Genomic DNA, 25,924 nt, shown 5'->3' with positions numbered 1-25,924 from the left:
CCCTAAAAAATAAGAGGCTGGCATAACACCAGCCTCCGTAAGTTTAATTTATTTACCGACAATCGCACCATAGCATTCCGGACGACGATCACGGAACAACCCCCAGCTCAAGCGGTCCTGAGCCAAAGCATCCAGATCATATTCGGCATAAAGGATTTCTTCCTTATCACGGCTGGCATCCTGAATCAGGGCACCGGTACCATCGGTCATAAAGGAAGAACCATAGAACTCTAAAGCAGATTTTTGACCTGCATTTTCCTCGCAAGGCTCTACAGTTTCCAAGCCAATGCGGTTAGCAGCAACCACAGGCATCAGATTGGCAGCGCTGTGGCCCTGCATTACTCTGCGCCAATGAGGCATACTGTCCGTATCCAAAATAGGCTCGGAGCCAATAGCAGTGGGATAAAGCAGGATTTCTGCTCCGCCCAAAGCTAGGCAGCGGGCAGTTTCGCTGAACCATTGATCCCAGCAAATACCAATGCCAATCTTGCCGTAACGGGTAGCAAAAACCTTAAAGCCCGTATCGCCAGGTTTAAAATAGAATTTTTCCTGATAAAAATGGTCGTCAGGAATATGGGTTTTGCGATACACGCCTAAATTAGTGCCATCTGCATCAATGCAGGCAATGGAATTATAGAGCTGGTTTACATCACGCTCAAAAAAGCTGATAGGCAGGACGATGTTCAGCTCCTTTGCCAAACGCATACCCATCTGCACTGCAGGATTTTCCTCCACAGGCAGTGCGTAATCGTAATATTCATAACGGCGCTCCTGGCAGAAGTAGGGACGTTCCCACAGCTCCGGCAACAGTACCAGCTGGGCACCATTGGCCGCAGCTTGGCGCACCAATTCTTTTGCATGGCGCAGGTTATCTTCTACATTAGCAGCACAACGGAGCTGTACTGCAGCAACTTTAATCTTTCTCATTGGCGTACTCCCTCCGGAATCTGCTGAGTGATACAGTGAATATTGCCACCACCGGTTAAAATAGCTCGCGCCGGAATTTGCACAATCTTGCGCTCCGGACACAGCTGGGCAAGAATTTCTGCAGCCCGCTTATCGCTGGCTTCGTTCTCACCGCCAAAAGCAGGCAATACTACACTGTCATTGCTAAAATAAAAATTTACATAGGACGCAGCCAAACGTTCCCCTGCTTCGCGCATATCTTCGCCTTCTACAAAGTCGAAGCCTGCAACTTCTTCCGCAGAAATGCACACCGGAGTGTCGGGAACAGGCAGCTTGTGCACGATGATTTTGCGTCCTTGGGCATCAGTTTCTCCCCCCAAATAATCAAGGGAAGCCTTGCTCAACGCATACTGAGGATCATCCTCATTATCAGTCCAAGCGAGAACAACCTCACCGGGACGGATAAAAGCGCACACATTGTCCACGTGCTCATTGGTTTCGTCATTGTAAATGCCACGTGGCAGCCACAGCACCTTGCTCACGCCCAAATATTCCTTGAGCATATCCTCAATCTGCTCTTTAGTCAGCTGGGGATTACGTCCTGCGCTAAGCAGACAGGAAGCAGTTACCATGGCAGTTCCTTCACCATCACTATGGATGGAGCCGCCTTCCAGCACAAAGGGAGCAGCATCAAAATAGCTGTAGCCTTCTTTCGCCATAAATGCTTTAGCAAAGGCATCATCCTGCTCATAATCAGGATAAAGGCCGTCCACTTCGCCACCCCAGGCGTTGAAGCGCCAATTAACGCCCTTTACTAAGCGTTGACCGTTTGCGTCCTTCACCACAAAGGTGGGACCAATATCTCGAGCCCAGCTGTCATCGGTTCCCTGCAGGAAAAGCTCCACATTGGCAATACCTTTTAGCGCAGCCTCCGCCTTAGAAAAATGTTCCTTGCCGCAGGCTACGTAAACCTTCTCGCTGACAGCAATGGCCTTAATTACTGCCGTAAAAGCAGTGCAGGCAGCTTCCGCCCCAAAGCTCCAAGAGCCCGGGCGTTGGGGCCAAACAATAATGCAGCCTTCATGCTTTTCAAATTCTGCAGGCATGTGATAGCCACAGGCAGCAGGAGTAATAGCTTTCTCCATCATGACAAACGTCCTTTAAAATCATTATAACCAAAACGGCGCACCAATTCCGTAGTACCATCCTGCTTAAGCAACACAATATCCGGCAAGGGCATACCGTTAAAAGTATTATTCTTAACCATACTATAAATGGCCATATCTTCAAAAATCAGCTTATCGCCAATCTCCACAGGCTTTTCGAAGCTGTATTCACCTACAACATCACCTGCCAGACAGGTCATGGAGGACAAGCGATAGGTGTAGGGCTTTTCTTCCGGCAGATAGCCGTTGCGGAGAGGAGGACGATAGGGCATTTCCAATACGTCGGGCATATGGCAGGCAGCGGAAGCATCCAGAATCAAAATATCCAGACCATTATGGACAATATCCAAAACTTCCGTTACTAAATAACCTGCGTTCAGCGCCACTGCCTCACCGGGCTCCAAGTACACTTCCACCTTATAGGTGGAACGGATATATTTAACCAAGTCGATTAAATCCTGCACTTGGTAATCTTCACGGGTAATATGATGGCCACCACCCAGATTAATCCACTTCAGCTTATCAAAATACTTGCCGAATTTGGTTTCAAAAGCCTTAAAGGTAGTGATAAGGTCGTCAGCATTCTGCTCGCAGAGGGTATGGAAATGCAGACCTTCGATTTCCGCAGGCAGCTCTTCCGGGAAATTAGCCAAAGTAACGCCCAAGCGACTGCCATAAGCACAGGGATCGTAAATGGCGTGCTCCCCTTCTTGGGTGGAACATTCCGGGTTTACACGGATGCCCACACTAACCCCTGCTGCCTTGCACACATCCTTGTGCAGCTCAAACTGGCGGAAGGAATTAAAAATAATATGGTCGCAGATTTTCACCAGCTCCGCCATATCTTCCTTTTTAAAAGCAGGAGCGAAAACATGGTTTTCCTTGCCCATTTCCTCATAGCCCAATTTAGCTTCAAAAATGCCGCTGGCAGTAGTGCCTGCCAAATATTTCCCCATGAGGGGGTACAGGCGGAACATGGAGAAGCATTTCTGCGCCAGCAGAATGTGGCAGCCACTTTCCTCCTGTACATATTTTAAGAGCTCTAAATTTTTTATCAGCTTTGCTTCGTCCACTACATAGCAGGGAGTCTGCAATTTTTGCAATACATCCATCTTAGTCAACCAGTACGGGGTTTTCATCTACAACCCAAGGCAGACCATATTGGTTCAGCATATCCATATACGGATCGGGATCGAACTCTTCTACGTTGAATACGCCTTTACCCTGCCATTGCTTAGTTACAACCAGTGCAGTACCAATCATTGCAGGTACGCCGGTGGTGTAGCTGATTGCTTGGGAGCCAACTTCTTTGTAGCATTCTTGGTGGTCGCAAACATTATAGATAAAGAGGGTTTTCTTTTCGCCGTTCTTAGTACCGGTAAAGATGCATCCGATATTGGTTTTACCAACAGTGCGAGGACCCAGGGAAGCAGGATCCGGCAGCAATGCTTTCAAGAATTGGATGGGCACGATTTCCTTGCCTTCATAGTTGATGGGCTTAGTGGACAGCATACCAACATTTTCCAGGCACTTCATGTGGGTCAGATAGCTTTGACCAAAGGTCATGAAGAAACGGATGCGTTTTACGCCGGGAATATTCTTAGCCAAGGATTCAATTTCCTCGTGGTGGAGCAGATACATATCCTTCATGCCAACTTGGGGGAAATCGTATTCACGTTTAATAGCCATAGCGGGAATTTCAATCCATCTGCCATTTTCCCAATAGGAACCGGGAGCGCTAACTTCACGCAGGTTGATTTCAGGATTGAAGTTGGTAGCGAAGGGATAGCCGTGGTCGCCACCATTGCAGTCCAAAATATCAATAGTATCGATTTGATCGAAGTAATGTTTCAGCGCATAAGCAGAGAAAACGCTAGTTACACCGGGGTCGAAGCCGGTACCCAACAGTGCCATGATGCCTGCTTCTTCAAATTTTTTCTTATATGCCCATTGCCAGGAATAATCGAAATATGCAGAGAAGCCTTCTTCCTTGCAACGCTTGTCATAAACTGCGCGCCATTCCGGATCGTCAATATCTTCAGGCTCGTAGTTGGCAGTATCAATATAGTCAACCTTGCATTCCAAGCAAGCATCCATAATGGTCAGATCTTGGTAGGGCAGAGCTACGTTCAACACTGCATCCGGTTGGTAGGCTTTAATCAAAGCAACCAGCTCGTCCTTGGAATCAGCATTTACCTGTGCGGTAGTAATCTTAGTGGTAGTGGTAGGTTGCAGCTTTTCTGCAACAGCATCACATTTGGATTTAGTACGGCTGGCAATGCACAGCTCGGTGAAAACCTTGGAATTTTGGCAGCATTTAGCAATAGCAACACCTGCTACACCGCCACAACCAATTACTAATAATTTACTCATTTCCAATCAACTCCTTATTATTTTTCTTCTTCTTCAAGCATATCCTCCACATATTTGGGCAGCATAAAAGCGCCTTTGTGCAGGTTTGCGGAATAGTACCAAGTTTTAATGCCCCTTGCCTTCCATTTTACAGGATCAAAATCCTTCAAGGGATGGTATTTTTTAGAGGTAAAGCCAAACAGCCAGTAACCGGAGGGACAGGTAGGAATTGCTGCCTGATAAACACGGCTAATGGGGAAGCTGTGGCTAGCTTTGCGGTGCATAGCGCGACAGGTTTCTTCATCCTCATCGTAGAAGGGACTGCCATGCTGATATACCATGATGCCATCCTCCTTGAGCGCGCGATAGCAGTTACCATAAAACTCTTTGGTAAAAAGACCTGCCGCATGGCCCAAGGGGTCGATAGCGTCATTTATAATCAAATCATATTCATTAACTTTGGAGCGCAAAAAGCGCAGACCGTTAGCGTTAAATACGGTCACGCGTGGGTCATCCAGACCAATGGCGTTATCAGGGAAAAAGTCGCGACACACATCAATAAAGACATGGTCAGTTTCCACTACGTCGATTTCTTCAATTTCCGGATAGCGGGAAAGTTCGCGGGCAACGCCGCCGTCGCCACCGCCGATTACCAGTACCTTGCGCACACAGGGATGCACAGCCATAGGCACGTGGACAATCATCTCGTCATAGACGAATTCGTCCTTTTCGGAGAAAACAATGGAACCGTCGCAGCTGATAAAACGCCCAAATTCTTTGGATTCAAAAACGTCAATGCGTTGGTAGTCCGTATCTTCGCCAAAAAGCTGCTTTTCTATTTTTACATCCAGCTTCACATCATCTGTGTGAAAATCAGAAAACCATAATTCCAAACCATCACTTCCAGTCTAATATATATTCTAACTGCTCTTTTAGGGAACTGTCAGCGAAACCGCCTCATTCTTGGCTCTCCTTGGGGAGAGCTGTCAGCGAACATCGTGAGCTGACTAAGAGGGGATAATCTACACCAAAACGTTGATATTATTTACGTCAGGATCCTCAGGTCCCTGCATGGAGCAGCCTTTTTCCTTGGCGTAACAGATATACTCAATAATTTCTTTAGTGATAACCTCGCCCGGAGCCAGAATAGGAATACCGGGAGGATAGCACATAACGAACTCACTGCAAATACGGCCTGCAGTTTCCCTAATAGGCAGGGATTCGTCCTTCGCATAGAATGCTTCTTGGGGAGAAACAACTACCTGAGGCGCAATGTATTCCGTTTTGAGCATCTTAGACGGGTCGCTAGAGTACAAGCGCTTAATATCTGCCAAAGCGCCTACTAAACGTTCAATATCAGGATAGCGGTCGCCAATGGAAACGTAAGCCAGAATGTTAGCGATATCGCCTAATTCAATCTGAATATCGTACTCATCACGAAGCAGGTCATAAACTTCAATGCCCGCCAAACCAATATCGCGAGTATAAACAGAAAGCTTAGTTACGTCAAAATCGTAAATGCTCTTGCCGTTAATCATTTCCTTGCCATAAGCGTAGAAACCACCAATGGAGTTAATTTCTTCACGGGCATATTCCGCCATTTCCGCTACTTTGGCAAAGGAACTTTCGCCGCGCATATACAGGTTACGACGGCTAATATCCAAACTTGACAGTAGCAGATAAGACGCACTAGTGGTCTGAGTTAAGTTGATAACCTGGCTTACATATTCCCAATTCACATTTGGTCCTGTCAAAAGCAGAGAGCTTTGGGTCAGGCTACCACCGGATTTATGCATGGAAACGGACGCCATGTCCGCACCTGCAGCCATGCCGCTAATAGGCATATTGGGACCAAAGTAGAAGTGGGTGCCGTGAGCCTCATCAACCAAGCAGAGCATATTATGCTCATGGGCCAATTTGACGATGGAGCGCAGGTCACTGCAAATACCATAGTAAGTAGGATTGTTGACCAAAACGGCCTTGGCATCGGGATTAGCTTTAATGGCAGCCTCCACATCACCAATCTCCATGCCAAGGGCGATGCCCAATTTGTTATCTACCTGCGGATTAATATAAACAGGTACAGCACCATTCAATACTAATGCGTTAATAACGCTTTTATGTACGTTACGAGGCAGGATAATCTTATCCCCCGCCTTAGTGGAGGAAAGCACCATGCTTTGTACGGAAGAAGTAGTACCGCCCACCATAAAGAAGGCATGAGCAGCCTTGAAAGCCTCCGCTGCCAACTGCTCCGCATCCTTAATAACGCTGACAGGATGGCACAAGTTATCCAAAGGCTTCATAGAGTTAACATCCAAGTTAACGCAGCGCTCGCCTAACAGCTCGCGCAATTCCGGATTGCCACGACCGCGTTTATGGCCGGGCACATCAAAAGGCACCACGCGTTTTTTACGAAATGCCTCCAGCGCTTCGTATACAGGTGCCGACAATTGAGATAAATTTTCCATAGCTTTCTCCCCAACAAAAAAATAAAGGACAGATGATATTATCACCTGTCCTAAAATCCGCTTGCAGCTTTGCGCTGTCAGATTTAAGACGCAACTTACTTTCAGAGTGTAGGGCAAATATTATGAGAAAAGCCTTGCACAGCTATTCCAAAACTACTCTTATTGACCGTTTCACAAGTGATATTTTGATTGCAAGCAATCACCTTATAAAATTTGAGTTTAAACTCAATCAATAATGTGGCCAAGGCCACTCGGCAGCAGTCCCGCCTGTCCGATGGCTTAACTAGAACGAGGGTTCTAGTGGACTAATATTTGCATGAAAGCAATTCGCATCCATGTTAATTTAATTGTAGCATTTTTGTTAGGTTTCAGCAAGTGTTTCACAGAAATAAAAGACATTAGCTATGTTAAACCTGTGTTATTTCGTAATTCTTTCCTCTTTAACAAATTTTACATAGTCGTTAATGCCCAGTCCCGGAGCAACCATGGGCTGTACCATGTTCTTGGGATTGATAGCAACCTCGATTACGTAAGGCTCTTCCTTCGCCATAGCTTTAGTCAAAGCCTCTGCCAAAGCTTCAGGAGTGTCTACGTGCTCGCCTTTAATGCCAAAGGCCTCCGCATATTTGACAAAGTCCATATAGCCCGGTAGTTCGCAGGCCGTAAAGCGTTTGTTGAACTGTACCGTCTGCAGCTGGCGAATCATGCCCAGTCCGCTGTTATTGAAAACAATGGCGATAACAGGGATTTTGTTGCTAGCGATAGTAAAGAGTTCGGAGCCCGTCATTTTAAAGCCGCCGTCACCGCTAAGGCTGATAGCACGGCTTTTAGGGCGCGCCAATTGGGCACCCATGGCTGCAGGCAGACCAAAGCCCATGGTACCCAAACCGCCGCTAGTAATCAACTGGCGGGCGAACTGAATCTTGATATGCTGGGCCGCCCACATTTGGTGCTGGCCTACATCCGTAGTAATGATGTAATCCTTATCCTTGATAACAGGGTTCAACGCTTTAAAGAAAGCCGGTGCTTCCTCATCGCCGAAATCCGCATCCATGTCAGGCCAAGTAGCGATCAAATCCCACCATGCTGTCAGATCATGGGGCACGCCGCCTTTTTCCAGCATGTTCAAGGTCATATTCATGTTACCGGTAATGCCGATTGTAGAGTCAATGTTTTTATCCAGCTCCGCAGGGTCGATATCCAAATGGATAATAGTCTTATTAGCGCTATAGCGTTTGCGCTCGCCCGTAACGCGGTCATTAAAACGGCTGCCCACTGCCAAAATCAAATCTGCTTCCTTAATGGCGTTATTAGCGCGTTCGTGACCATGGAGACCGGTCATACCAAGGAACAGACTGCGGTAGGCGCTAATGGCGCCCAAGCCCATCAAAGTGCTTACTACAGGAATATGCAGCTTTTCGCACAGATGCATTGCATCGTACTCCGCATCCGCACTAATGACACCGCCACCAATGAGCATTACAGGGCGCAGCGCTTTGTTGATAGCATCCACTGCAGCCTGTACCTTTTCTTTATCAGGCAGCACAGGCGGCAGTTCGTGGAGACGATCAGGAACGTAATCAATCAAAGCTGTTTGTACATCACGAGGTACGTCGATAAGCACAGGACCGGGACGACCTTCCTTCGCCAGTTGGAAAGCCAGGCGCATGGTCTGCGCCAAATTTTCAGGATTCTTTACCAAAAAATTATGCTTGGTAATGGGCATGGTAATGCCTGTAATATCTACTTCTTGGAAAGCGTCATGACCAATCAGTTCCTTGTTTACCTGGCCGGTAATCGCCACTACAGGAGTGGAATCCAGGAACGCCGTTGCTAAACCTGTTACCAAGTTGGTTGCGCCCGGGCCGGAGGTAGCAATGCACACGCCAACCTTGCCGCTAGCGCGGGCAAAACCGTCGGCAGCATGGGCTGCACCCTGTTCGTGGGCTGTCAATATATGTTCAATGGGAGATTCTCTTAATGCATCATAGAAGGGCAGGATTGCTCCTCCAGGATAGCCAAACACTGTAGTTACGCCTTCTTCTGCCAATACTTTGACCATTATTTCCGCACCGGTCATCTGCATAGGCTCACATCCTTTCTCTATCTCAACCTAGATGGTCTTTTTTTCACCGTTGGGCCATTGGAAACGTGATTCTTCTACACCAAGGGTAGTATCGCCGCGTTCCAAAGCAACAAGACCGGTCTGCACCATTTCTGTTACGCCGTAAGGACGCAGAACATCCACAAAAGCTTTCAGCTTGCCTTCGTCACCGGTAGCAACAAAGGTCAAAGATTCGCCGGTGACGTCCACAGCGTGGGCACGGAAAACTTCTGCCAGCTGCAGCAGTTCCATCCGCTTAGGACCTGCGTGGACTTTAACCAGCACCATACTTCTGGTAGCGCTGGATTTAGGCGGCAGCACCTTTACTTTTTCCACTTCCACAAGTTTCGCCAACTGTTTGCACACCTGCACCACCGTGGGCTCATCTGCTTCCATAGTCACGGTCATACGGGAAAATTCCGGATTTTGTGTCGTACCTACGGCTAAGCTATCAATATTGTAACCTCTACGGGAAAACATACCTGCTACACGCATCAGAACGCCTGGCTGGTTGCGTACAACGATAGAGATAATCTGCTCCATACCTGTCCCTCCTATAAATAACGCCCCCATCTGCAGCGCAGACAGGGGCAAGCCTGTTAGGGTAGATTATCACAAATCAGCACAAGTTTGTCAAGAAAAATTGTAACATTTTCCCAATTTACCTAAAAATATATTATTTTTTGTTAAGAAGCATAACATTGTTTACACTTTTCGCCTGCTACTTTAAGAGACTCATCAATGCGTAGAACAGAGGCGGAACCACAAGGGAGGGCAACATATTCAGCGTTTTGCAATCGCGAATCTGCAAAATGCCTAGTCCGGAACTCATAAGGAACACGCCACCTAAAACAGAAATTTCGCCCATCAAGGCAGGTGTCATGTAGGGAGCGATTACCCCTGCGAACATGTAAATGCTTCCCTGCCAACAGAAGAGCACCAAACCTGCAATGACAATGCCGATGCCATAGGCCGATGATAAAATGATGGAGGACACAAAGTCCAAGGTAGCGTTGGTGAAGAGATAAGTATTGTTGCCATTAAGTCTGCTTTCAATAGGTCCCAAAATGGACAGCGTACCGATGCAGAACAGCAATATGGCAGTGGACAAACCCTCCGCTAGCTTGGAGCCACCCTTAGCTTTTTCCAACAGCGCATGGAATTTGCCATCTAAATCGAAATAAGTACCAAGAACTGTACCGATGGCGATGCTAGCGATAAACAGTACAGGATAGCTTACCTTGGGCATATTACTGACGAAGGCATTAGCACCCAAGCCTACTGTCGCTAAACCCAAGCCATCAAAAAGCGCTTTCTTGTATTTTTCATTAATACCGCGGCTGACAAAGCTACCAATGACGGAGCCTGTCAAAATGCAGCCTACATTGACGATTGTTCCTAACATGTTTTCTCCCCATTCTTCCATACTACTTGCAGCGAATTCTAAACTCACTGCACAATTACTTTTTATTCTATACCATTATGCAAAAAAGTGCAAAGGAAATAAGTTACTGAATTTTATCGCCTTTAAGCACGCGCCAAGCAGCGACCTTTCTTTGAGCAGCGACTACTTTACCGAAATCTTCTCTTTCAGAAAGCATGCCGATATTTTCTTTATCAGCATATAGTTTATGATTATACACATCCACATGTGCAAACATAGATGGTAGCAAGCTGCTATAGGTAAATCCTGCAGGAGCAACCATTTCCGCCAATGTTCCTGCCAACTGCATATGACAACCTACTGTAAGATTCCCTAGTGCCTGTTTAGCAATCATAGAACCATAAAAAATGCACGGTAGTGCAGATGTAGTTTTTTTATCCTGTTCTTTAGCAAAACTAAAGCGTTCCGAATGATCACCTGTTATAACAAACAACGTAGCTGGTATTGTTTTTTCCGCAATTCTAACAAAGGCACCTACAGTTTTATCCGCATACCACAGATGGCCAAGCTCTTTCAACATTTGCTCATTATTATCTATATCCGCAGGCAATTTACTAGCAACTGCCGCTTTTGGGAAACCAGCCTTTTCCACATCTACGGAATATGGTGGGTGATTGCTAGTAGTAAGAATCAAGTGGAAAACTTTCGCATCCCCTTGTTTTGCCATATACTCCTCTACCTGAGCAAAAAGCACTTCGTCATGTACTCCCCACGCATTGCCATCATTTTTGCCAAATTCATCAGCACAATGAACTTCGTCGAAGCATTGGGCAGAAGCAAATTTTTCTAAATCCTGCCATCCGGGAAACCCACCATACCAAAAGACAGTCTTATACCCTAATTGTTTCATAATATAACCAATGCCCGTCTGGTAAGGTCCTTTAAAACTTTGTGGCTGGTAATTTTCAAAAAGACCGCTGGCGGGCAAGCCTGTTAACAAGGCGTTTACTGCGGAAATAGTCCCATCACCGCCGGAAAGCATATTTCCGACACTGACGCTGTGAACATCTTTGCTCAAACGCAATGTTTCGTTATATAAGCCAAGGTTTTGGAACTTAGGCAGCATAGGCCACAAACCAAAGCTTTCACCTGTTACGACCACGATATTTTTCGGTTGCACCGCCAACTTAGGCTGTGCAACTTGGCGCATAAAAGCATCTGTAATCGTAGCATCATCCTTGCGCCCACCTGCCAAAGCAATATAATCCCGCATTTTGGCAGGCGAGATGTTGACATTGGTAACCTTATGCAACTTTTTCTTCATGTGGTACACGCGGTATAACGCCTGCCCATCATCAAGAATTGCTTCATTGAGCAGGTTGGAATTAGTGCGTGCAGCGCTCTCCCAGTTAATGGAATCGTCATAGCGGAAGGCGCCACCATAACGAACAAAAACACACAGCACAGGAATAAAGATCACTGTGCCAACAGCATACAATACCCCCTTGCCTGCAGGAATATGGTCAATCAATACGCCCTTAGCCAGTATACGTTTTAAAATGTACGCCAAAAGCAAGCCTGTTACAATGGCTAATGGCAGTCGCACCAGCAACTGGTACTCTCGTACTGCTGTAATAAAAGTGGCATAAATGTCATCATGGACGCCATTAATGAGCATCATGTTAAAGCCAGAGTTAAAAATTCTATAGTACGGAATCCGTGCATAAAAGCAAATAGAGAAAAATAGTAAAGCAAAGCTGTGCCACATCCATCTGATTTTTGCTTCCGGCCATTTGCACACTACTACCTTGGCAATGTCGCCAAGATAAAGCCTACCATAGAAATCCATCCTGCAGTTTTAAGGCTTAAACGCAACCCCAAAAACATGGCGGTCAAGACATCTTCCATGCCACCTGTTAGTTGACTAGCGTAAATGGCAATAAAAACTGCACGGAAAACTGTAAAAAGCAGACACCAAAGCAAAAACGCTTTGATGTCCTGTTGTATACTAATTAAAAAATTTTGAAAACGGAGCAATGTTTAACACCTCTAAGATTATCTATTGTTAATTTATAAACTGAACTAGAAACTAAGCACTACAGTTACTCCTTGCTGTTCCACCATTCTCGCAACACCAAGCTACAAGCCAGTACAAGCCAATACATTTTCATTACAATAGAGTTACCTGCGTTGTATTCAGTAAGTCCTTGAACCATGATAGCAACAGTTGATACAACAATATTTAGTGCATAAGGATTCTTATTTTTAATCCAACTAAACATATTATTCAACAAAATATACCCAAACATTACCATGAAACCAGCAAAACCAACTATACCATTTTCTGCTAGCATCTGTAGATAGTTATTATGTGAATGGCCCAACTTGGGTTCCTTAGCTTTGGGAGAAATATACTTCTTGTGATAATTATCCTCCCACTGCCCTAAGCCAACACCGGTTACTGGGTGATCCTTAAACATTTTTAAAGAACTTTCCCAAATCAGCAAGCGCTCTGTATGTCTCTTAATATTAGTAATCGTACCTGCACGTTTATGAAAACTAGGATTTATATAAAATATGCCTCCTACCATAGCCATAATAACAAAACCACTAATAAGACTCCGCTTATCTATTCCGGCAAAACTGCAAACCACAACCATAAATGCTACTGCCACTCCGAGCCAAGCCCCACGTGTTCCATTAAAACCCAAAGCCAAACATCCACATGCAAGCAGAAGTGCATATACAATTCTTAAACGTCTCTCTAATTTATTATCCAACACCCCCACTAATAGTAATGGTAAAAATATACAACTAAAGCCAGCATAAGTCATAGGATGTCCAAAAAAGCCATTAGCTCTGCTCATACCATGCATCCCCTGCCACAGTACCATGGCTGTTGCCAATCCAAATCCAAGATATCCTGCATACAAGACATTCTTAGCCGTTCTTTCTTCTCTTATGGTAGTCATGACAATAACAAAAGGCATCATACGCCAAATCCAAAAATCAGCCCACACCTTTAGTCCACGTCCAATTTCCCCACTACAAAGAGCAGAAAGCAACATTGATGCCACGAACACACCTATTGCCTTGTAATACCCACTATAAGCACAATCTATACGAAACCCTTTTTTATAAATACTCCACAAAAAGGTTGCGGTTGCTAATCCGAGGAAGATATTACCTACGGCAATGGAAACAACACCACCGATAGCAAACAATTTCAAAAATAAAGTTTTATCAGAGTTTAGTGTCATCATTTTTAAATTCATTAATCTCCCTTGTATTTAACCTATTTATTACAAACTAAGTATTATCTCTTACTATACATCTTCTCGTAATAGTTTTTGTACTCACCGCTGATAATGTCTTCCCACCACTTGCGGTTCTCCAAATACCATTTAATAGTTTTCTTAATACCATCCGCAAATTTTGTCTCCGGCAACCAACCCAGCTCGTTGTAAATCTTGGTCGGGTCAATAGCATAACGCATATCATGTCCTTTGCGGTCGGTAACATGGGTAATAAGGCTTTCCGGCTTACCCAGTTCCTTACAAATCAATTTTACAATATCAATGTTGGGCATTTCGCAACTAGCGCCAACATTATATATCTCGCCAACTCTCCCCTTATGAATAATAATGTCTATAGCCTTACAATGATCATCCACGTAAATCCAATCCCGCACATTCTCCCCGGAACCATAAATAGGCAACGCCTTGTCCTGCAAGGCATTACTAATCATTAAGGGTATCAACTTTTCTGGAAATTGGTATGGCCCATAATTATTACCACAGCGGGAAATAGTTACAGGGAGTCCATAGGTACGCTTGTAGGACAGCGCCAAAAGATCCGCCGATGCTTTAGAACTGCTATAGGGAGAACTAGGACGCAGCGGTGAAGTTTCTGTAAAACTCAACTCCGCTCTATCCAAAGGCAAATCACCGTAAACTTCATCCGTACTTACTTGGTGGTAACGGGTAATGCCAAATTTGCGGCACGCGTCCATAAGCACTGCTGTGCCCATGATATTGGTCTGCAAAAAGATCCCAGGGTCTTCAATGCTGCGGTCCACGTGGCTTTCCGCAGCAAAGTTGACTACGATATCAGGATGTTCTTCTGCAAAAAGCTGCTCCACTGCCTCACGGTCGCAAATATCTGCTTTCACAAAGCGGAAGTTGGGATTATCCATCACACCTGCCAAAGTAGATAAATTACCTGCGTAAGTCAATTTATCCAAACAGATGATACGGTAATCAGGATATTTCGCCAGCATGTGGAATATAAAGTTAGAACCAATAAAACCGGCACCACCTGTAACGATAATAGTCACGCGAAAAACCTCTAAAAAATACTCTTCATAGATGTAAAGTCTAATGTAAAGTCACTACACATTCAGCTTATAAATAAACTTACGTCCTTTACCACTTGGTACTTTATAAAGCAAATTCATAGCAATCAATCTTTGGCATACAACAGCACGCCTTCCTTACGAATAGACTGTAGAAGTTCTTCTTGCACAGGCTTGCCTAAGTCTACGACGTCAAAAGAAAGCAGTGTATAAGTGTCTTCATCCATAGCCAAGATAAATCTGCTGGCATCGCCGCCAATAAAGGCTAGGTCGATATCGCTACGCTCTTTGTAATCACCTCTAGCACGGGAGCCAAAAAGGTATAGCTTCTCTACACCATACTGTTTAGCGTAGCCGATAATTTCTTCCACGAGTGTTACCTTTAGCCCCGTGTTTTTATATAAAGGTTGTTGTTCAGTACTCATAAATAAACCTCTTATGATAGATCTCACATTATCCAATTCTGTTCTAATTCCTGCTGTAATTTTACAAACAGGGCGTAATATTTCTCCTTAGTTTCGCGCACAATATTTAACGCTATTGCCTGATTATAAGCATGGGACACATTATTGCGTGCAACAAGCGCCTCTAGCCAAAGCGCTTCGTCATCTATCATTTTTGCTTGGTATGCAGTACGCAGAATTTGGCGTGGTGAACCGGTCTTAGCTTCCGAATATCCTTGGGTATCCAAAATTTCTTTCATGGCTTTCCATGATTGCTCAAAGCAAATTTCATATAAACCAACTAAACCTGTCAATATAACATTGCTATAAGGCTCATCGTACGCAAAGATATCTTTTAAATTCTCTAATGCCCTAACAAAATTCTCATATTTCTTCATACAGCAATGCTCCTTCCAAGTAATAAAAATCTCTATTCTTCCACCAACTCAAACCTATACTTCTGCTTTACATCCGGATATTTTTCGTGGTCCACTTCGGACAGAAACATATCAGATTTATAATTTAGAATCAAATTAGTTCTTCTAATTTTTCTATAACCCTATACTTTAAATTTCTAATTAGTCTGTGCAAATAAATATGATTATTGGTTTCTTCTATGTTTTCTACCATTGCATAAGCAGCCTTGAGTTTTTTATGTGCTACCCACACATTAAAAAGACGCTCACTTAAAAAACCATATACTCTAGATTGATACGTATCATAGTTAGATATATCAGTTCTTTTTTCAACTTCAAATAATATTGCAAAAAGCCACGTACAATATTCATCAAACAACTTCTTGTTCATAACAAACATATTGAAAAAGAACATTTTTCTATTTGACATAAAAGAATCAAAGCTATCAATATACTCTGGATAAAGTTCGCCAACAACATCTCTCGTCACTTCTAAATCGCGACCATAATGCGATGCACAATATTGTTCCTTTACAGTTTTCTTGCTCACCTTAGATTTAAAAGGTAAAATTATATCATTATTTTTAAGCAATTGTTCATATTTTTCTTTTTGGAAAACATTTTCTTTACGACTATCTGGATTACCGGACACTGATGGAAAACAGAAATACCTACGATAATGGCATAATCCTATATAATCACACTTCAAGTTTTTCCAAGCCCAATACATACCTGTTAATTCACAATACATAGAATTTTTAGTTGAAATATTATCTCCTGTATTATCGCCCACGTATCCAAGGTCATTCTTACCTTCACGCCCTACATGCAATGGTAAATATACCACATCTTCGGGCATCCAGTAGTTTTTATGTGTAGCTACTAATATTTTTATATCCATGGTTATATTTCCCTCTCAGCCAACGCAAGGGCGTTTTCAACAATCTTATCCATATCATAGTATTTATATTCAGCTAGTCTTCCACCAAAAATGGTTTTTTCTTCTAAAGAAGCTAATTCAGCATACTTCTGATATAATCTTTGATTTATTTCGTCATTAACTGGATAATACGCTTCCATTCCAGGAATCCAATTGCATGGATATTCTCTTGTAATATATGTTATAGGCTGTTTACCAAACTCAAAATGTTTATGTTCTATAATTCGTGTATAAGGCACCTCTCTTGCAGTAAAATTCATCACTGCTACACCTTGATAGTTTTCTTTTTTTATACATTCTGTTTCAAAACGCAGACCTCGATATTCCAATTGTCCCAATCTATAATCAAAATATTCGTCAATGGGGCCAGTATAAACAATCTTCTTTGCTACATTATCATATTTGTTCCGTTGCTTAATAAAATCTACATTTAGTTCAACATCACTGTCAACCAACAGTTTCTCGACAATAACATTATACCCCCCCATTGGAATTCCTTGAAAGCGATCATTAAAGTAATTATTGTCATATGTGTAGCGTACAGGTAATCTTTTGATTATAAATGCAGGCAACTTAGTACAATCTCTTCCCCATTGCTTTTCAGTATATCCCTTAATAAGTTTAGTATATATATCAGTGCCAACCAAGCTGATGGCTTGTTCCTCTAAATTTTTAGGTTCTCCCTTAATAGTAGTCTTTTGGTGAGCTATTATATCCGCCGCTTCCGCTGGAGTAGAAATTCCCCACATTTTACTAAAAGTATTCATATTAAATGGTAGATTATAAATCTCTCCGTTGTAATTAGCAACAGGACTGTTTATGTAGTTATTAAATTCTGCAAACTGATTAACATAATCCCACACTCTCTTATTACTTGTATGGAAGATGTGGGCACCATATTTATGCACATTAATTCCATCAATGCTTTCGCAGTAAATATTACCACCTATATGATTTCTACGATCTACAACCAAGCACCGCTTACCTCTTCTAGTTGCCTCATGAGCAAAAACACTGCCAAAAAGTCCAGCACCAACTATCAAATAATCATACATAAAATTTCTCCTTCTATCATTAACAACTTAGCATTTAACATTTACACACTTGCAGTACTATTACCGCCCGTTTCCCTTAACTACCTTCTCTACTAACTCTTCCCACTTATCCCACACCCTCTTCGGTGCATATTCCAACATCGCCTCTTTCGCAGCCTTGCCCATGCGTACACGCATCTCTTGGTCGCTCATCAGCTTATCGAGTCCAACCGCAAAAGCATCTACGCCCTCATCACACAGAATACCAGTCTTGCCATCAATAATCATCTCGTTAACAGCAGGACAATTTTTATAACCAATAGAAGGTAAGCCTGCACTCATAGCTTCACCCAAAGCAAGCGGAAACCCTTCATATGCACTTGGGAAAGCATAAATATCTGCTTCTTTCAGCTTTTCGCCAACCTTATCCGTAGTCCCTTTCAAGAAAACTTGTTTTTCTAGATGATTGCTAGAAACAATATGCTCTAACTCCTTATAATAAGCAGGTCTGTCCTTGGCGCCCCAAAGTTCCACCTGCCAATTAGGATACTTCGCAGCCAACTTAGCAAAAGCACTAATCAACAAATGCGGCCGCTTATGATTTTTAGTCAATCTACCAACAAAAATGATCTTGTGCACAGGCTTATCTTTATCCAGTTCAGCTTGAAAATCATATTGAGGGATAGCATTACCAATCGTAATAGTCTTGGCTTCAGGATCATGATTTTTAATGTGCTGCTCAAAAGGAGGTAGCAAAACCTGACACACCGCACTCTTTGTCAAAGAAGGTAACTCTGCCTTGGGATATGTATGGAAATAGTCCTCTGGATCACAATGAGACATAGTAATAACCGGAACACCTGCCTTGATATCGCACAAAATCAGCTTGCTTGCAGCAGGTTGTGATGTGATTACAATGTCAGGGTTCTCTTTTTGCAAATATCTACGCATATTTTCCACTAAAAATTTTTCGTTGAAAGCATTATTCACAGTACGAGCCTTGATTTTGCTGCCACTGCGTAAAATCTCTCGCAAAATCTTTAAATACCAAGGATATTTTATAATGCTACCATCAGCACATTCTCTAAGATTATACCTTCTTACCTCATCACATACATAATAGAAAAACTCTCCTACATGCTCATCATCATAAACTAAGCTAACTTCATGCCCTCTATTAATGAACTCATTTGCCATAGCACAAGTAACCTTGGCTAGTCCACCGGTATCACCAACCATTTTGGATACGCAAGCCAACATAATCTTCATAATCGCACCTCACTCTTTATCAATCACAAGCTTTTTCTAGCTCTTTCCTTCATCAACTTCAACTTCACATACTTATTCAACGTATAATTAGCATAATTTAGGCAGAGCACAAACCCTAACCAACCTTCTAAACACCCTTTTTTCAAAAAATACATCTTGAAAAATGCATAAACAGGTCGCAATACTAAATCGCCAATAACGCTGACATTTTTCCCTTTAGCTTTGTTATTCTCCGCACCCATGGAGGAATACACATTCATTTTCTCCAAATACGTAGCAAAACTGTCATAAGTATAATGCTTGATATACCCCTTCAGCAACTTTTCCTCCAACCCTGTCACTGGGCGCTCATGCACCTTGTCCACCCATTTGACAGCAGCCGTAGGGAACAACCTAACCACAGAATCAGGCCCTAAAACCCCATAATTAAAATCACGACCGAAAGCACTGTTCTTGCGTACCATCCTGTAGGATGCAGGCGTTCCTTCTTCTAACACTGTAACAACGGCTTCGCACAGCTCCTTATTCAGCCTTTCATCTGCATCAAGATACAGAACCCACTCTGTCGCCACATGCTCCAAAGCAAAATTACGCTGAGCAGAGAAATCATTATCCCACGCACGGTATACTACCTTCGCACCGTGTTCCTCCGCCAACCACACTGTCTTATCCGTACTACCGGAGTCCACAATCAAAACATGGGGCGTAACCTGCTTGGCATTTTTTATAACATCAACAATATTCGCTTCTTCATTTTTAGTTAAAACAACTACAGTTAAATCGTTCATTGCACACCTATCAAAAAATTTATTTTACAGTTTAATACCACTCGTAAATGTGTTATTGCAGTACACGCTACTTCACTTTATAGTATAATCTCTTACACTATAAAAAACAATGGCTATGACTTTATTTATGCACTCGTTCCCCATAAGAAAATGCAAAACTTCTGCTTTTATCACTTACTTCCTATGACCTCAAAAAATTTATATACAATTAATATTTGTAGTATAATATAGTTGATGTTTTCGCCAATGATATTTATCTAAAGGAGTCTGCCATGTATAAACCATATCTAATTCTCGCTTTCGTGCTTTACGTTCTCTCATATTCTTTTTATTTGCTCATCTCCCATGGTCTTGGCAACAAAGCCACCTATTTGCAAATGCGTCGCTATATTCCCTGCGCCTTGGCAGCTGTTGCTCCCATCGCCCTAGTTGGCATCAGTATCCAAGCTCCATTCTTTCTAGGAGCTTTGTTTATCGCTTTTATGTGGATTTTTACCTATCCCACACTTTTTTACATCAGCAACCACAAGGTTTCTCCGGACTTTGAATTTCATTTTGAAGCAGTCTTCGGTTACTACCTAGTCGCTTGGCTTTCCTCCCTGCTGATTATCGCTCACTACCTGCCTGCATGGGCAAATATTCCTGTAGCAGTATTAGTTACTATAGTGGAAGTACTCATGTTCCTCATCCCCGTTTCCTTGATTATTTACTACTTACTCTATAAAGAATGCATCAGCGAAACCGGTATGCAAATGCTGCAGGACACAAACTACAACGAAATTATAGAGTTTTTCAAGCAAATGCCCGTCGTCCTAAATCTGGTCAGCATTCTTGCCGTCGGAGGCAGCTGCTACGGTTTCTTCAAAATAAACTATGCTTTCTTGCAAAGTTCTATAGAACTCAATATCTACCAAGCATGTATTTTAGGTGCCCTAGCGATCTTTTTAACTGACTACTTGTGGAAGAAGAAAAAAGGCGTTTTCGTTAGAACAGGTATTGGCGAATTTTATCTTGATGTAAAAGAATACCGTGATAATAATAAAAGCTATAAGGCTAATACCCAAGCCCGTATGGATTCCTTGCGAGTAAAAACTTTAACCCGACCTTTTGATAAACCTTCAACCATAGTTATGGTTATTGGCGAATCTGCCTCTCGCGACTATATGCACGCTTTTAATGAAAATTATCCTCTGCCAACAACTCCTTGGCTGGATAAATTAAAAGCTGATAAAAACTGTATTCTAGTTCCCCATGCTTACTCTACGGTTCCTAATACAGTAGCATCACTATCTAGAGCACTAACAGAATTTAATCAATATAATGACAAAGAGTTTGTTACATCTTGCTCCATTGTTGACATCGCCCACAAACTAGGCTATAAAGTGCACTGGTACAGCAATCAAGGCCATCTTGGCTGTGCAGACACGCCCATTTCTTTATTAGCAGAAACCTCCGATGTAGCAAAATGGACCAAGCAAAAGCTTAATGAAGTGCAGTTCGACGAGTCTTTATTAAAATATTTGGATGAAATTGATCCAAATAAAAACAATTTCTTGGTAGTGCATTTGAAAGGTAGCCATTTTAACTTTCTCAACCGTTATCCGGAAAGCTTTACTAAATTTGGCACACCCGGCAAATACGATTTAGAAGTAAATTACGCCAATTCTATTGCTTATACCGACTACGTCTTAAGCCAAGTTTTTGCCTATGCTCAAGCAAAGCTCAATATGCAGGCTTTCGTCTATTTCTCCGACCATGGCTCAATGCCTGATAAACGGCGATCTCCCAAATTTGAAGGCTTTGGCAGTGTACGCATCCCCTTGTTTGCATATTTCTCTGACGAGTATATTCAAAAGAACCCCGTAACTTACGAAGCCCTTAAAGCTAACAGTCAAAAATATTGGACCAACGACTTAGCCTACGAGCTTATGTGCAGCGTATTTAATATCGAATCCAACCGATTTGTCGAAAGCAATTCGCTTGCATCTCCTAAATATAAATACTCCAAAGATACATTGCTCACAAACTTAGGCAAAACGCCTTTATCCCTCGACACAAGCGAAGATTAAACACAAACGGCCAACATTCGCATTCTTCCCCACTTTAGGAAGCACGCGGACGTCGGCCGTTATAAATTTATTATTTTAATAGTAGCTGCACTTCTTTATCCGTAATTATTGTGGGATATTCCCTATGAAGCTGCTTTACGAAACGCAACCAATACCGTTCTGCTCGTTTTTTAGCGAAATAATCAAAGTAATAAGCTAAAGGAATCTTCACAGATGTGCCAATATTGTCAATAATCTTCAGCACCGCCTTACCAGGTGCTAGAACTTGCAAAATATAATTTTTGGAGTCAGTATTAGAAACAGCTACACATTCGCTAAACCAATTTTTCTTGAAATCTAGCAGCAACTCCATTACATCAAAAGCAACGTCTTTTCCTGCAGCCTTATCACGTAGTATATCTTCCAAAGAGCGAGATCCCCCCCATCGTAGTCACGGATCATTTCAAAGACATATCCGCGACCTAAATTAGTCTGCACGATTCCATAATATTTAGGCAACAGTATAGAATTAGCTAATCTCTTTTTACATTTCTCCCTTAACTCCAACTCTCGATCAATATCAGGATCAGGTTCAGAGTGAATCAATTTAACGCATAAGGAACTATCACTAGGATGCTTATATGCTGTTTTATGATTACCAACGCCAATGATTAAATCCTTAGTTAGTTGTAAAACATCGACTTCTTTATTCATAGATAGATTCTCCTTCAGCTTTTTTATTTTAACATTCATCTAACTTTACAAACAATTCCGGCCACAGAACTTGCGGATGCTCTTGTTGCAGCCTCGCCACAAAACGGTGCCAATACTTTTTTGCACGCTTTTTGGCAAAGTGTTCAAAATAGTATGCCAAAGGAATCATTACCGGCGTACCAATATTATCAACTATTTTTACCGTAGCTTTAGAAGGAGATTCCTCCTGCACTAAAAAGTTCACCAAGTCGACATCGGAAGTGACTATGCACTCACGTAACCAATTCTGTTTAAAATCCGACAACAATTCATAGATAAAGGAAACATTAATTTTTTCTGGGGGGGGCGTTCAAAAACTCTTTTAAAGTCTTGCTAGTGCTTCCATCATAATTACAAACACGCTCGTACACATGCCCTTCTCCTAAATTGGTAGGAATAGTACCGAAATATTGAGGCAGCAATACAGAGCTAGCTATTCTTTTTTTACACGCATTACGGAAACCAAGTTCACGTTCCATATCCGTATCCGGATGAAAATGCAAAATCTTTACGCACAACTTTTCATCAAATGGATGGCAATATGCAGACTTATGGTATCCATTGCCAATCAACAATTCTTCCGTAAGTTGTAAAACTTCATTATCACTTGCCATAATCAAATCTCCTACCTATGTATACGTTAGAACTTCCATAAATACTCGTACAGTTATTAATTCATGGAATATTCCGACCTTCTAAATATCGATTATAACATATTTTTCTAGCAATCGTAATAGCAAACTTAACTAAACCTTAACATAAATTTTACTTTCTGCAAACATCAACGGCCGACTTTCGCCTACTTCCCCACTTCAGGAAGCACGCGGACGTCGGCCGTATTTGTTGTGATATCTACTATTATGCGAAGCTTGCTATTCTTTCCTGTTCCGCACTCTGCAAACGCTTGCAAAACGCCACCATCCCTGCAATATTCGCAGTATTCAAATACATCATATACTCTTTACGCAATTCTTTAGTAATCACAATAGGCGTAATACCATAAAGCAAGCACATATAAACCATTAATGCTCTACCCACACGTCCATTGCCATCCGGAAAAGGATGAATGCGCTCGAAAACTAAATGCTGTCTGCAAATTACTTCCACAATAGCATCATTATCTTGAGCATACTCCATTTGTGCAACTAAATTTCTACGCCATTCTTCTAAATCTGTAAGCACGCGATAAGGCGGTGTAGGTGTAAAATCTGCACCAACTATGTTATTAGGTACAACTTTAAATTTACCTGGAACATGTTCAATAGTTTTTTTGCAAAGAAGTTCATGATATTTTTTTATCAGTTCAATATCAATAGGTATTTTATTAGCCACATCAGCTAACATCACGGGCATAAAATCTCCATAATTTTCTACCTCGTACAATTCACGCATTTCCACTACTCTTGGCACAATACGGTCAATCAATATGCTTTTGGTTTCACCCTGACTCAAAGAATTGCCTTCGATAGCAGTGCTATGATGCGCCATACGCACCATTAAATCATCATAATAAAGATCACTATACATATCTAAACTACCTTCTCTTTCTACAAGCGCAAGACAAACTATTTACCAACGTACTATACTGAAAAAGTAATAAATTCAACTTATATAGGTTAATTATACACCATTTCCATAAAACAGAAAATAACTTATCCCATTCACTAAAGTTTCACATGTCAAAATAGTATGCATAGTATATACTATACATATAAGGCATATCATAAAGGAGGAACTGCATCATGGCAACAGCATTACGCAAAAGCATCACCATTACGCCGGAAGAAAACCAAATTATCAGCGACTATGCTAAAAAAACAGGACAAAGCTTTTCCGAAACTTTAAGAAAATGCACCATCATTTATATACAACAAGCAGAACGCCAAGAAATGGCAGAATACATAAAATCCCACTGCGATTTCGTTTGTGCAGATGAACAGGAAGAATTTAACTCTAAATATGCTAAACTTATCGAGGAAAATACGGATGAAGGCAGGGAAATAAAAATTGATGACCTCGTATAAAGTACGCTACCTCAAAGCTGCGGAAAAATTTATCTTCAAACATAAACCTGAAGGTCTACGCTTTTTGAAAGCATTTGCAGAAATCGCTGCCGATTATCCTAATAACATCTTTAAGTACGACATCAAAGTTTTTCGTTGCACTACAGCCAACGTTTTCCGTCTGCGCATTGGCAAATATAGAGCGATATTTCAAGTACAAGATGATAAAATCCTCATCCTTGTATTTGATATTGACTCCCGCGAAGATATTTATAAATAAACAACTAACGGCCGACGTCCGCATTCTTCCCTCACTTTAGGAAGCACGCGGACGTCGGCCGTGTTTGTTGTAATATTCAATGTTTTGCTATTTCCGTTACCGCCCAAGAAAGTATCTCTTGTGCAAACCGCAATGCTTCTTTAGCATCCTTTACATTATTGTCCATACACAAGAATTCCTTTCGTAGCAACCTCTTGCTCTACCGATAACGCCCAAGTTTTACGCTTTTCAAAAGTGCTTTCCTTTCCTACGACAATATCGACCGGACGAGATTTATAACCACGAATAGCACGATATGCTTTGGTCGCAGTTTTCAACGTACTAGCTGTATCATCCCCAACAACAACGTAGAAATCGTAGTCACTATCAGCACCTTCCTTATTTTCTGCTACTGAGCCAAACAAATACACCTTCACAGGCATCGTAGCATCTACAATTTTATGCACCAACGTTGTAATATTTTCTGCTTCCTTCAAATGGTCAACCATCTCGTCACCCCCTCGCTTACCTTAATTATAACGCACCTTCATAGAGTTTACAAACAAAATCTAGCGTCCTCCCCCACCCTTCCCCTTGTATACAATATATTTATCATACAGCACCTAGCATTGCATCATACTGTTCTTTCACACTGCACACGTTCACAGCTTTATCCATCTAGCACACACAGCTACTCTATATAGAAGTTTTACTAATGAATATATAAGCAATGAGAATTGTATAATTTACATAAAGTTTACTATAATTTATCCATAGCAAAATACTTTGCTGATTATGCTTATAGAACATTTTCAAGGTAGCTGAAACGGAAATCAATAGCAGAGGAAACAAGGCAACTCTTGCAAGGTTTGATGGAAGGGCAGGCTCCCGAGGAATGTTTTATAAAATAAACATTTTCCTAAAGGAGGAAAACACAATGAAAAAATCTTTAGTATTAGCTATGGCTATGGCTCTGGGCGTAACTGCTTCCGCATACGCTGCTAACCCGTTCTCCGATGTACCTGCTGGTCATTGGGCTTATGACTCCATCAACAAACTGGCTGCTGCCGGCGTAATCGACGGCTACGGCGACGCTACCTTCGGCGGCGACAAACTGATGACCCGTTATGAAATGGCTCAAATCGTTGCTAAAGCTATGGCTAAAGGCGCTAACGTTGACAAACTGGCTGCTGAATTCGCTGACGAACTGGACAACCTGGGCGTTCGCGTAGCT

General features: G+C 42.2%; 28 protein-coding genes. 4 read left to right on the top strand and 24 right to left on the bottom strand.

The features are described from left to right. Positions 1-48: 48 nt before the first annotated feature. From aguB to ACJMM4_RS09765, 18 genes are all read right to left on the bottom strand, one after another. Positions 49-927: an N-carbamoylputrescine amidase gene (gene aguB / locus ACJMM4_RS09850; protein ID WP_405380794.1), complete on the bottom strand. Its 879-nt coding sequence runs from the start codon at positions 925-927 to the stop codon at positions 49-51. Then, a complete protein-coding gene (aguA, locus tag ACJMM4_RS09845; protein WP_405380796.1) occupies positions 924-2,054 on the bottom strand; it encodes an agmatine deiminase in 1,131 nt (376 codons plus the stop codon). The genes aguB and aguA overlap by 4 nt, the downstream gene beginning before the upstream one ends. After that, the gene (gene nspC, locus ACJMM4_RS09840) at positions 2,051-3,211 is read right to left on the bottom strand and encodes a carboxynorspermidine decarboxylase (RefSeq protein WP_405380798.1); all 1,161 of its coding nucleotides are present in this window, start codon (positions 3,209-3,211) and stop codon (positions 2,051-2,053) included. The genes aguA and nspC overlap by 4 nt, the downstream gene beginning before the upstream one ends. Further along, positions 3,186-4,445, bottom strand: coding sequence for a saccharopine dehydrogenase family protein (locus ACJMM4_RS09835; RefSeq protein WP_405380800.1), 1,260 nt, complete (start codon positions 4,443-4,445; stop codon positions 3,186-3,188). The genes nspC and ACJMM4_RS09835 overlap by 26 nt, the downstream gene beginning before the upstream one ends. 17 nt (positions 4,446-4,462) lie before the next feature. Next, complete coding sequence (speE, locus tag ACJMM4_RS09830) at positions 4,463-5,317, bottom strand: polyamine aminopropyltransferase (RefSeq protein ID WP_405380802.1); 855 nt, start codon at positions 5,315-5,317, stop codon at positions 4,463-4,465. Positions 5,318-5,446: 129 nt separating this feature from the next. Then, positions 5,447-6,895 (bottom strand): aminotransferase class I/II-fold pyridoxal phosphate-dependent enzyme, encoded by a 1,449-nt coding sequence (locus ACJMM4_RS09825; protein ID WP_405380804.1) that lies wholly within the window; start codon positions 6,893-6,895, stop codon positions 5,447-5,449. A 418-nt stretch (positions 6,896-7,313) separates the two neighbouring features. After that, positions 7,314-8,981 carry a biosynthetic-type acetolactate synthase large subunit gene (gene ilvB, locus ACJMM4_RS09820; protein ID WP_405380806.1) on the bottom strand — a complete coding sequence of 556 codons (1,668 nt, stop codon included), beginning with the start codon at positions 8,979-8,981 and terminating at the stop codon, positions 7,314-7,316. A gap of 27 nt (positions 8,982-9,008) precedes the next feature. Further along, entirely contained in the window at positions 9,009-9,542 is a 534-nt protein-coding gene (gene ilvN / locus ACJMM4_RS09815; RefSeq protein ID WP_405384266.1) for an acetolactate synthase small subunit, read from the bottom strand. 178 nt (positions 9,543-9,720) lie between these two features. After that, a complete protein-coding gene (locus tag ACJMM4_RS09810; protein ID WP_405384264.1) occupies positions 9,721-10,404 on the bottom strand; it encodes a DUF554 domain-containing protein in 684 nt (227 codons plus the stop codon). 103 nt (positions 10,405-10,507) lie between these two features. Beyond that, complete coding sequence (locus ACJMM4_RS09805; RefSeq protein WP_405384262.1) at positions 10,508-12,232, bottom strand: LTA synthase family protein; 1,725 nt, start codon at positions 12,230-12,232, stop codon at positions 10,508-10,510. A gap of 253 nt (positions 12,233-12,485) precedes the next feature. Continuing rightward, on the bottom strand, positions 12,486-13,658 hold the full coding sequence (locus ACJMM4_RS09800; RefSeq protein ID WP_405384260.1) for an O-antigen ligase family protein: 1,173 nt from the start codon (positions 13,656-13,658) through the stop codon (positions 12,486-12,488). Between the two features lie 41 nt (positions 13,659-13,699). Beyond that, positions 13,700-14,719: a dTDP-glucose 4,6-dehydratase gene (rfbB, locus tag ACJMM4_RS09795; protein WP_405384258.1), complete on the bottom strand. Its 1,020-nt coding sequence runs from the start codon at positions 14,717-14,719 to the stop codon at positions 13,700-13,702. Between the two features lie 125 nt (positions 14,720-14,844). Then, positions 14,845-15,162, bottom strand: a complete 318-nt coding sequence (locus ACJMM4_RS09790) for a nucleotidyltransferase domain-containing protein (protein ID WP_405384257.1) — start codon at positions 15,160-15,162, stop codon at positions 14,845-14,847. Positions 15,163-15,185: 23 nt separating this feature from the next. Next, complete coding sequence (locus tag ACJMM4_RS09785) at positions 15,186-15,578, bottom strand: HI0074 family nucleotidyltransferase substrate-binding subunit (protein ID WP_405384255.1); 393 nt, start codon at positions 15,576-15,578, stop codon at positions 15,186-15,188. Positions 15,579-15,708: 130 nt separating this feature from the next. Continuing rightward, positions 15,709-16,497 carry a DUF4422 domain-containing protein gene (locus ACJMM4_RS09780; protein WP_405384253.1) on the bottom strand — a complete coding sequence of 263 codons (789 nt, stop codon included), beginning with the start codon at positions 16,495-16,497 and terminating at the stop codon, positions 15,709-15,711. A gap of 2 nt (positions 16,498-16,499) precedes the next feature. After that, on the bottom strand, positions 16,500-17,591 hold the full coding sequence (glf, locus tag ACJMM4_RS09775) for a UDP-galactopyranose mutase (RefSeq protein WP_405384251.1): 1,092 nt from the start codon (positions 17,589-17,591) through the stop codon (positions 16,500-16,502). A gap of 60 nt (positions 17,592-17,651) precedes the next feature. Next, the gene (locus tag ACJMM4_RS09770) at positions 17,652-18,839 is read right to left on the bottom strand and encodes a glycosyltransferase (protein WP_405384249.1); all 1,188 of its coding nucleotides are present in this window, start codon (positions 18,837-18,839) and stop codon (positions 17,652-17,654) included. A gap of 23 nt (positions 18,840-18,862) precedes the next feature. Continuing rightward, positions 18,863-19,627 (bottom strand): glycosyltransferase family 2 protein, encoded by a 765-nt coding sequence (locus ACJMM4_RS09765; protein WP_405384247.1) that lies wholly within the window; start codon positions 19,625-19,627, stop codon positions 18,863-18,865. A 272-nt stretch (positions 19,628-19,899) separates the two neighbouring features. Between ACJMM4_RS09765 and ACJMM4_RS09760 the strand changes: the two genes are divergently transcribed. Further along, the gene (locus tag ACJMM4_RS09760) at positions 19,900-21,696 is read left to right on the top strand and encodes a phosphoethanolamine transferase (protein WP_405384245.1); all 1,797 of its coding nucleotides are present in this window, start codon (positions 19,900-19,902) and stop codon (positions 21,694-21,696) included. A gap of 70 nt (positions 21,697-21,766) precedes the next feature. On the opposite strand, the gene ACJMM4_RS09755 is transcribed toward ACJMM4_RS09760, so the two are convergent. The 5 genes from ACJMM4_RS09755 to ACJMM4_RS09735 form a co-directional block, all read right to left on the bottom strand. After that, the gene (locus ACJMM4_RS09755; RefSeq protein WP_405384243.1) at positions 21,767-22,102 is read right to left on the bottom strand and encodes a YrbL family protein; all 336 of its coding nucleotides are present in this window, start codon (positions 22,100-22,102) and stop codon (positions 21,767-21,769) included. Continuing rightward, positions 22,048-22,389: a YrbL family protein gene (locus ACJMM4_RS09750; protein WP_405384241.1), complete on the bottom strand. Its 342-nt coding sequence runs from the start codon at positions 22,387-22,389 to the stop codon at positions 22,048-22,050. The genes ACJMM4_RS09755 and ACJMM4_RS09750 overlap by 55 nt, the downstream gene beginning before the upstream one ends. A gap of 28 nt (positions 22,390-22,417) precedes the next feature. Continuing rightward, positions 22,418-22,693 carry a YrbL family protein gene (locus tag ACJMM4_RS09745; RefSeq protein ID WP_405384239.1) on the bottom strand — a complete coding sequence of 92 codons (276 nt, stop codon included), beginning with the start codon at positions 22,691-22,693 and terminating at the stop codon, positions 22,418-22,420. A 22-nt stretch (positions 22,694-22,715) separates the two neighbouring features. Continuing rightward, on the bottom strand, positions 22,716-23,042 hold the full coding sequence (locus ACJMM4_RS09740) for a YrbL family protein (protein WP_405384237.1): 327 nt from the start codon (positions 23,040-23,042) through the stop codon (positions 22,716-22,718). Between the two features lie 244 nt (positions 23,043-23,286). After that, positions 23,287-23,955, bottom strand: coding sequence for a Fic family protein (locus ACJMM4_RS09735; RefSeq protein WP_405384235.1), 669 nt, complete (start codon positions 23,953-23,955; stop codon positions 23,287-23,289). Positions 23,956-24,170: 215 nt separating this feature from the next. Between ACJMM4_RS09735 and ACJMM4_RS09730 the strand changes: the two genes are divergently transcribed. Continuing rightward, on the top strand, positions 24,171-24,452 hold the full coding sequence (locus ACJMM4_RS09730) for a hypothetical protein (RefSeq protein ID WP_405379374.1): 282 nt from the start codon (positions 24,171-24,173) through the stop codon (positions 24,450-24,452). Beyond that, a complete protein-coding gene (locus ACJMM4_RS09725) occupies positions 24,439-24,711 on the top strand; it encodes a type II toxin-antitoxin system RelE/ParE family toxin (RefSeq protein WP_405384233.1) in 273 nt (90 codons plus the stop codon). Before ACJMM4_RS09730 ends, ACJMM4_RS09725 begins: the two co-directional genes overlap by 14 nt. Before the next feature lie 155 nt (positions 24,712-24,866). Here the strand turns inward: ACJMM4_RS09725 and ACJMM4_RS09720 are convergent, their stop codons facing one another. Continuing rightward, positions 24,867-25,199 (bottom strand): nucleotidyltransferase domain-containing protein, encoded by a 333-nt coding sequence (locus ACJMM4_RS09720; protein WP_405384231.1) that lies wholly within the window; start codon positions 25,197-25,199, stop codon positions 24,867-24,869. Positions 25,200-25,627: 428 nt separating this feature from the next. Between ACJMM4_RS09720 and ACJMM4_RS09715 the strand changes: the two genes are divergently transcribed. Further along, positions 25,628-25,924, top strand: a 297-nt coding sequence (locus ACJMM4_RS09715) for an S-layer homology domain-containing protein (protein ID WP_405382778.1), incomplete at its 3' end; no start/stop codon positions are given.

Origin of the sequence: Phascolarctobacterium sp., from assembly GCF_045124115.1 — a bacterium.
In the GTDB taxonomy this organism is placed as follows: Bacteria; Bacillota; Negativicutes; order Acidaminococcales; family Acidaminococcaceae; genus Phascolarctobacterium_A.
Note: the sequence above shows the minus strand (reverse complement) of the source record. Positions and strands in the feature narration are given on the sequence as shown.

What these genes read in the sequence shown, in the direction of transcription:
- ACJMM4_RS09825 (WP_405380804.1), bottom strand. Translation starts at nt 6,895, where the DNA reads ATGGAAAATTTATCTCAATTGTCGGCACCTGTATACGAAGCGCTGGAG.
- ACJMM4_RS09780 (WP_405384253.1), bottom strand. Translation starts at nt 16,497, where the DNA reads ATGGATATAAAAATATTAGTAGCTACACATAAAAACTACTGGATGCCC.
- nspC (WP_405380798.1), bottom strand. Translation starts at nt 3,211, where the DNA reads ATGAAAACCCCGTACTGGTTGACTAAGATGGATGTATTGCAAAAATTG.
- ACJMM4_RS09785 (WP_405384255.1), bottom strand. Translation starts at nt 15,578, where the DNA reads ATGAAGAAATATGAGAATTTTGTTAGGGCATTAGAGAATTTAAAAGAT.
- ACJMM4_RS09810 (WP_405384264.1), bottom strand. Translation starts at nt 10,404, where the DNA reads ATGTTAGGAACAATCGTCAATGTAGGCTGCATTTTGACAGGCTCCGTC.
- ACJMM4_RS09835 (WP_405380800.1), bottom strand. Translation starts at nt 4,445, where the DNA reads ATGAGTAAATTATTAGTAATTGGTTGTGGCGGTGTAGCAGGTGTTGCT.
- ACJMM4_RS09790 (WP_405384257.1), bottom strand. Translation starts at nt 15,162, where the DNA reads ATGAGTACTGAACAACAACCTTTATATAAAAACACGGGGCTAAAGGTA.
- ACJMM4_RS09760 (WP_405384245.1), top strand. Translation starts at nt 19,900, where the DNA reads ATGTATAAACCATATCTAATTCTCGCTTTCGTGCTTTACGTTCTCTCA.
- ACJMM4_RS09730 (WP_405379374.1), top strand. Translation starts at nt 24,171, where the DNA reads ATGGCAACAGCATTACGCAAAAGCATCACCATTACGCCGGAAGAAAAC.
- ACJMM4_RS09725 (WP_405384233.1), top strand. Translation starts at nt 24,439, where the DNA reads ATGACCTCGTATAAAGTACGCTACCTCAAAGCTGCGGAAAAATTTATC.
- glf (WP_405384251.1), bottom strand. Translation starts at nt 17,591, where the DNA reads ATGTATGATTATTTGATAGTTGGTGCTGGACTTTTTGGCAGTGTTTTT.
- ACJMM4_RS09735 (WP_405384235.1), bottom strand. Translation starts at nt 23,955, where the DNA reads ATGTATAGTGATCTTTATTATGATGATTTAATGGTGCGTATGGCGCAT.
- ilvB (WP_405380806.1), bottom strand. Translation starts at nt 8,981, where the DNA reads ATGCAGATGACCGGTGCGGAAATAATGGTCAAAGTATTGGCAGAAGAA.
- ACJMM4_RS09740 (WP_405384237.1), bottom strand. Translation starts at nt 23,042, where the DNA reads ATGGCAAGTGATAATGAAGTTTTACAACTTACGGAAGAATTGTTGATT.
- ACJMM4_RS09805 (WP_405384262.1), bottom strand. Translation starts at nt 12,232, where the DNA reads ATGGATTTCTATGGTAGGCTTTATCTTGGCGACATTGCCAAGGTAGTA.
- aguA (WP_405380796.1), bottom strand. Translation starts at nt 2,054, where the DNA reads ATGATGGAGAAAGCTATTACTCCTGCTGCCTGTGGCTATCACATGCCT.
- ACJMM4_RS09800 (WP_405384260.1), bottom strand. Translation starts at nt 13,658, where the DNA reads ATGAATTTAAAAATGATGACACTAAACTCTGATAAAACTTTATTTTTG.
- ilvN (WP_405384266.1), bottom strand. Translation starts at nt 9,542, where the DNA reads ATGGAGCAGATTATCTCTATCGTTGTACGCAACCAGCCAGGCGTTCTG.
- ACJMM4_RS09765 (WP_405384247.1), bottom strand. Translation starts at nt 19,627, where the DNA reads ATGAACGATTTAACTGTAGTTGTTTTAACTAAAAATGAAGAAGCGAAT.
- ACJMM4_RS09770 (WP_405384249.1), bottom strand. Translation starts at nt 18,839, where the DNA reads ATGAAGATTATGTTGGCTTGCGTATCCAAAATGGTTGGTGATACCGGT.
- aguB (WP_405380794.1), bottom strand. Translation starts at nt 927, where the DNA reads ATGAGAAAGATTAAAGTTGCTGCAGTACAGCTCCGTTGTGCTGCTAAT.
- ACJMM4_RS09750 (WP_405384241.1), bottom strand. Translation starts at nt 22,389, where the DNA reads ATGAATAAAGAAGTCGATGTTTTACAACTAACTAAGGATTTAATCATT.
- ACJMM4_RS09720 (WP_405384231.1), bottom strand. Translation starts at nt 25,199, where the DNA reads ATGGTTGACCATTTGAAGGAAGCAGAAAATATTACAACGTTGGTGCAT.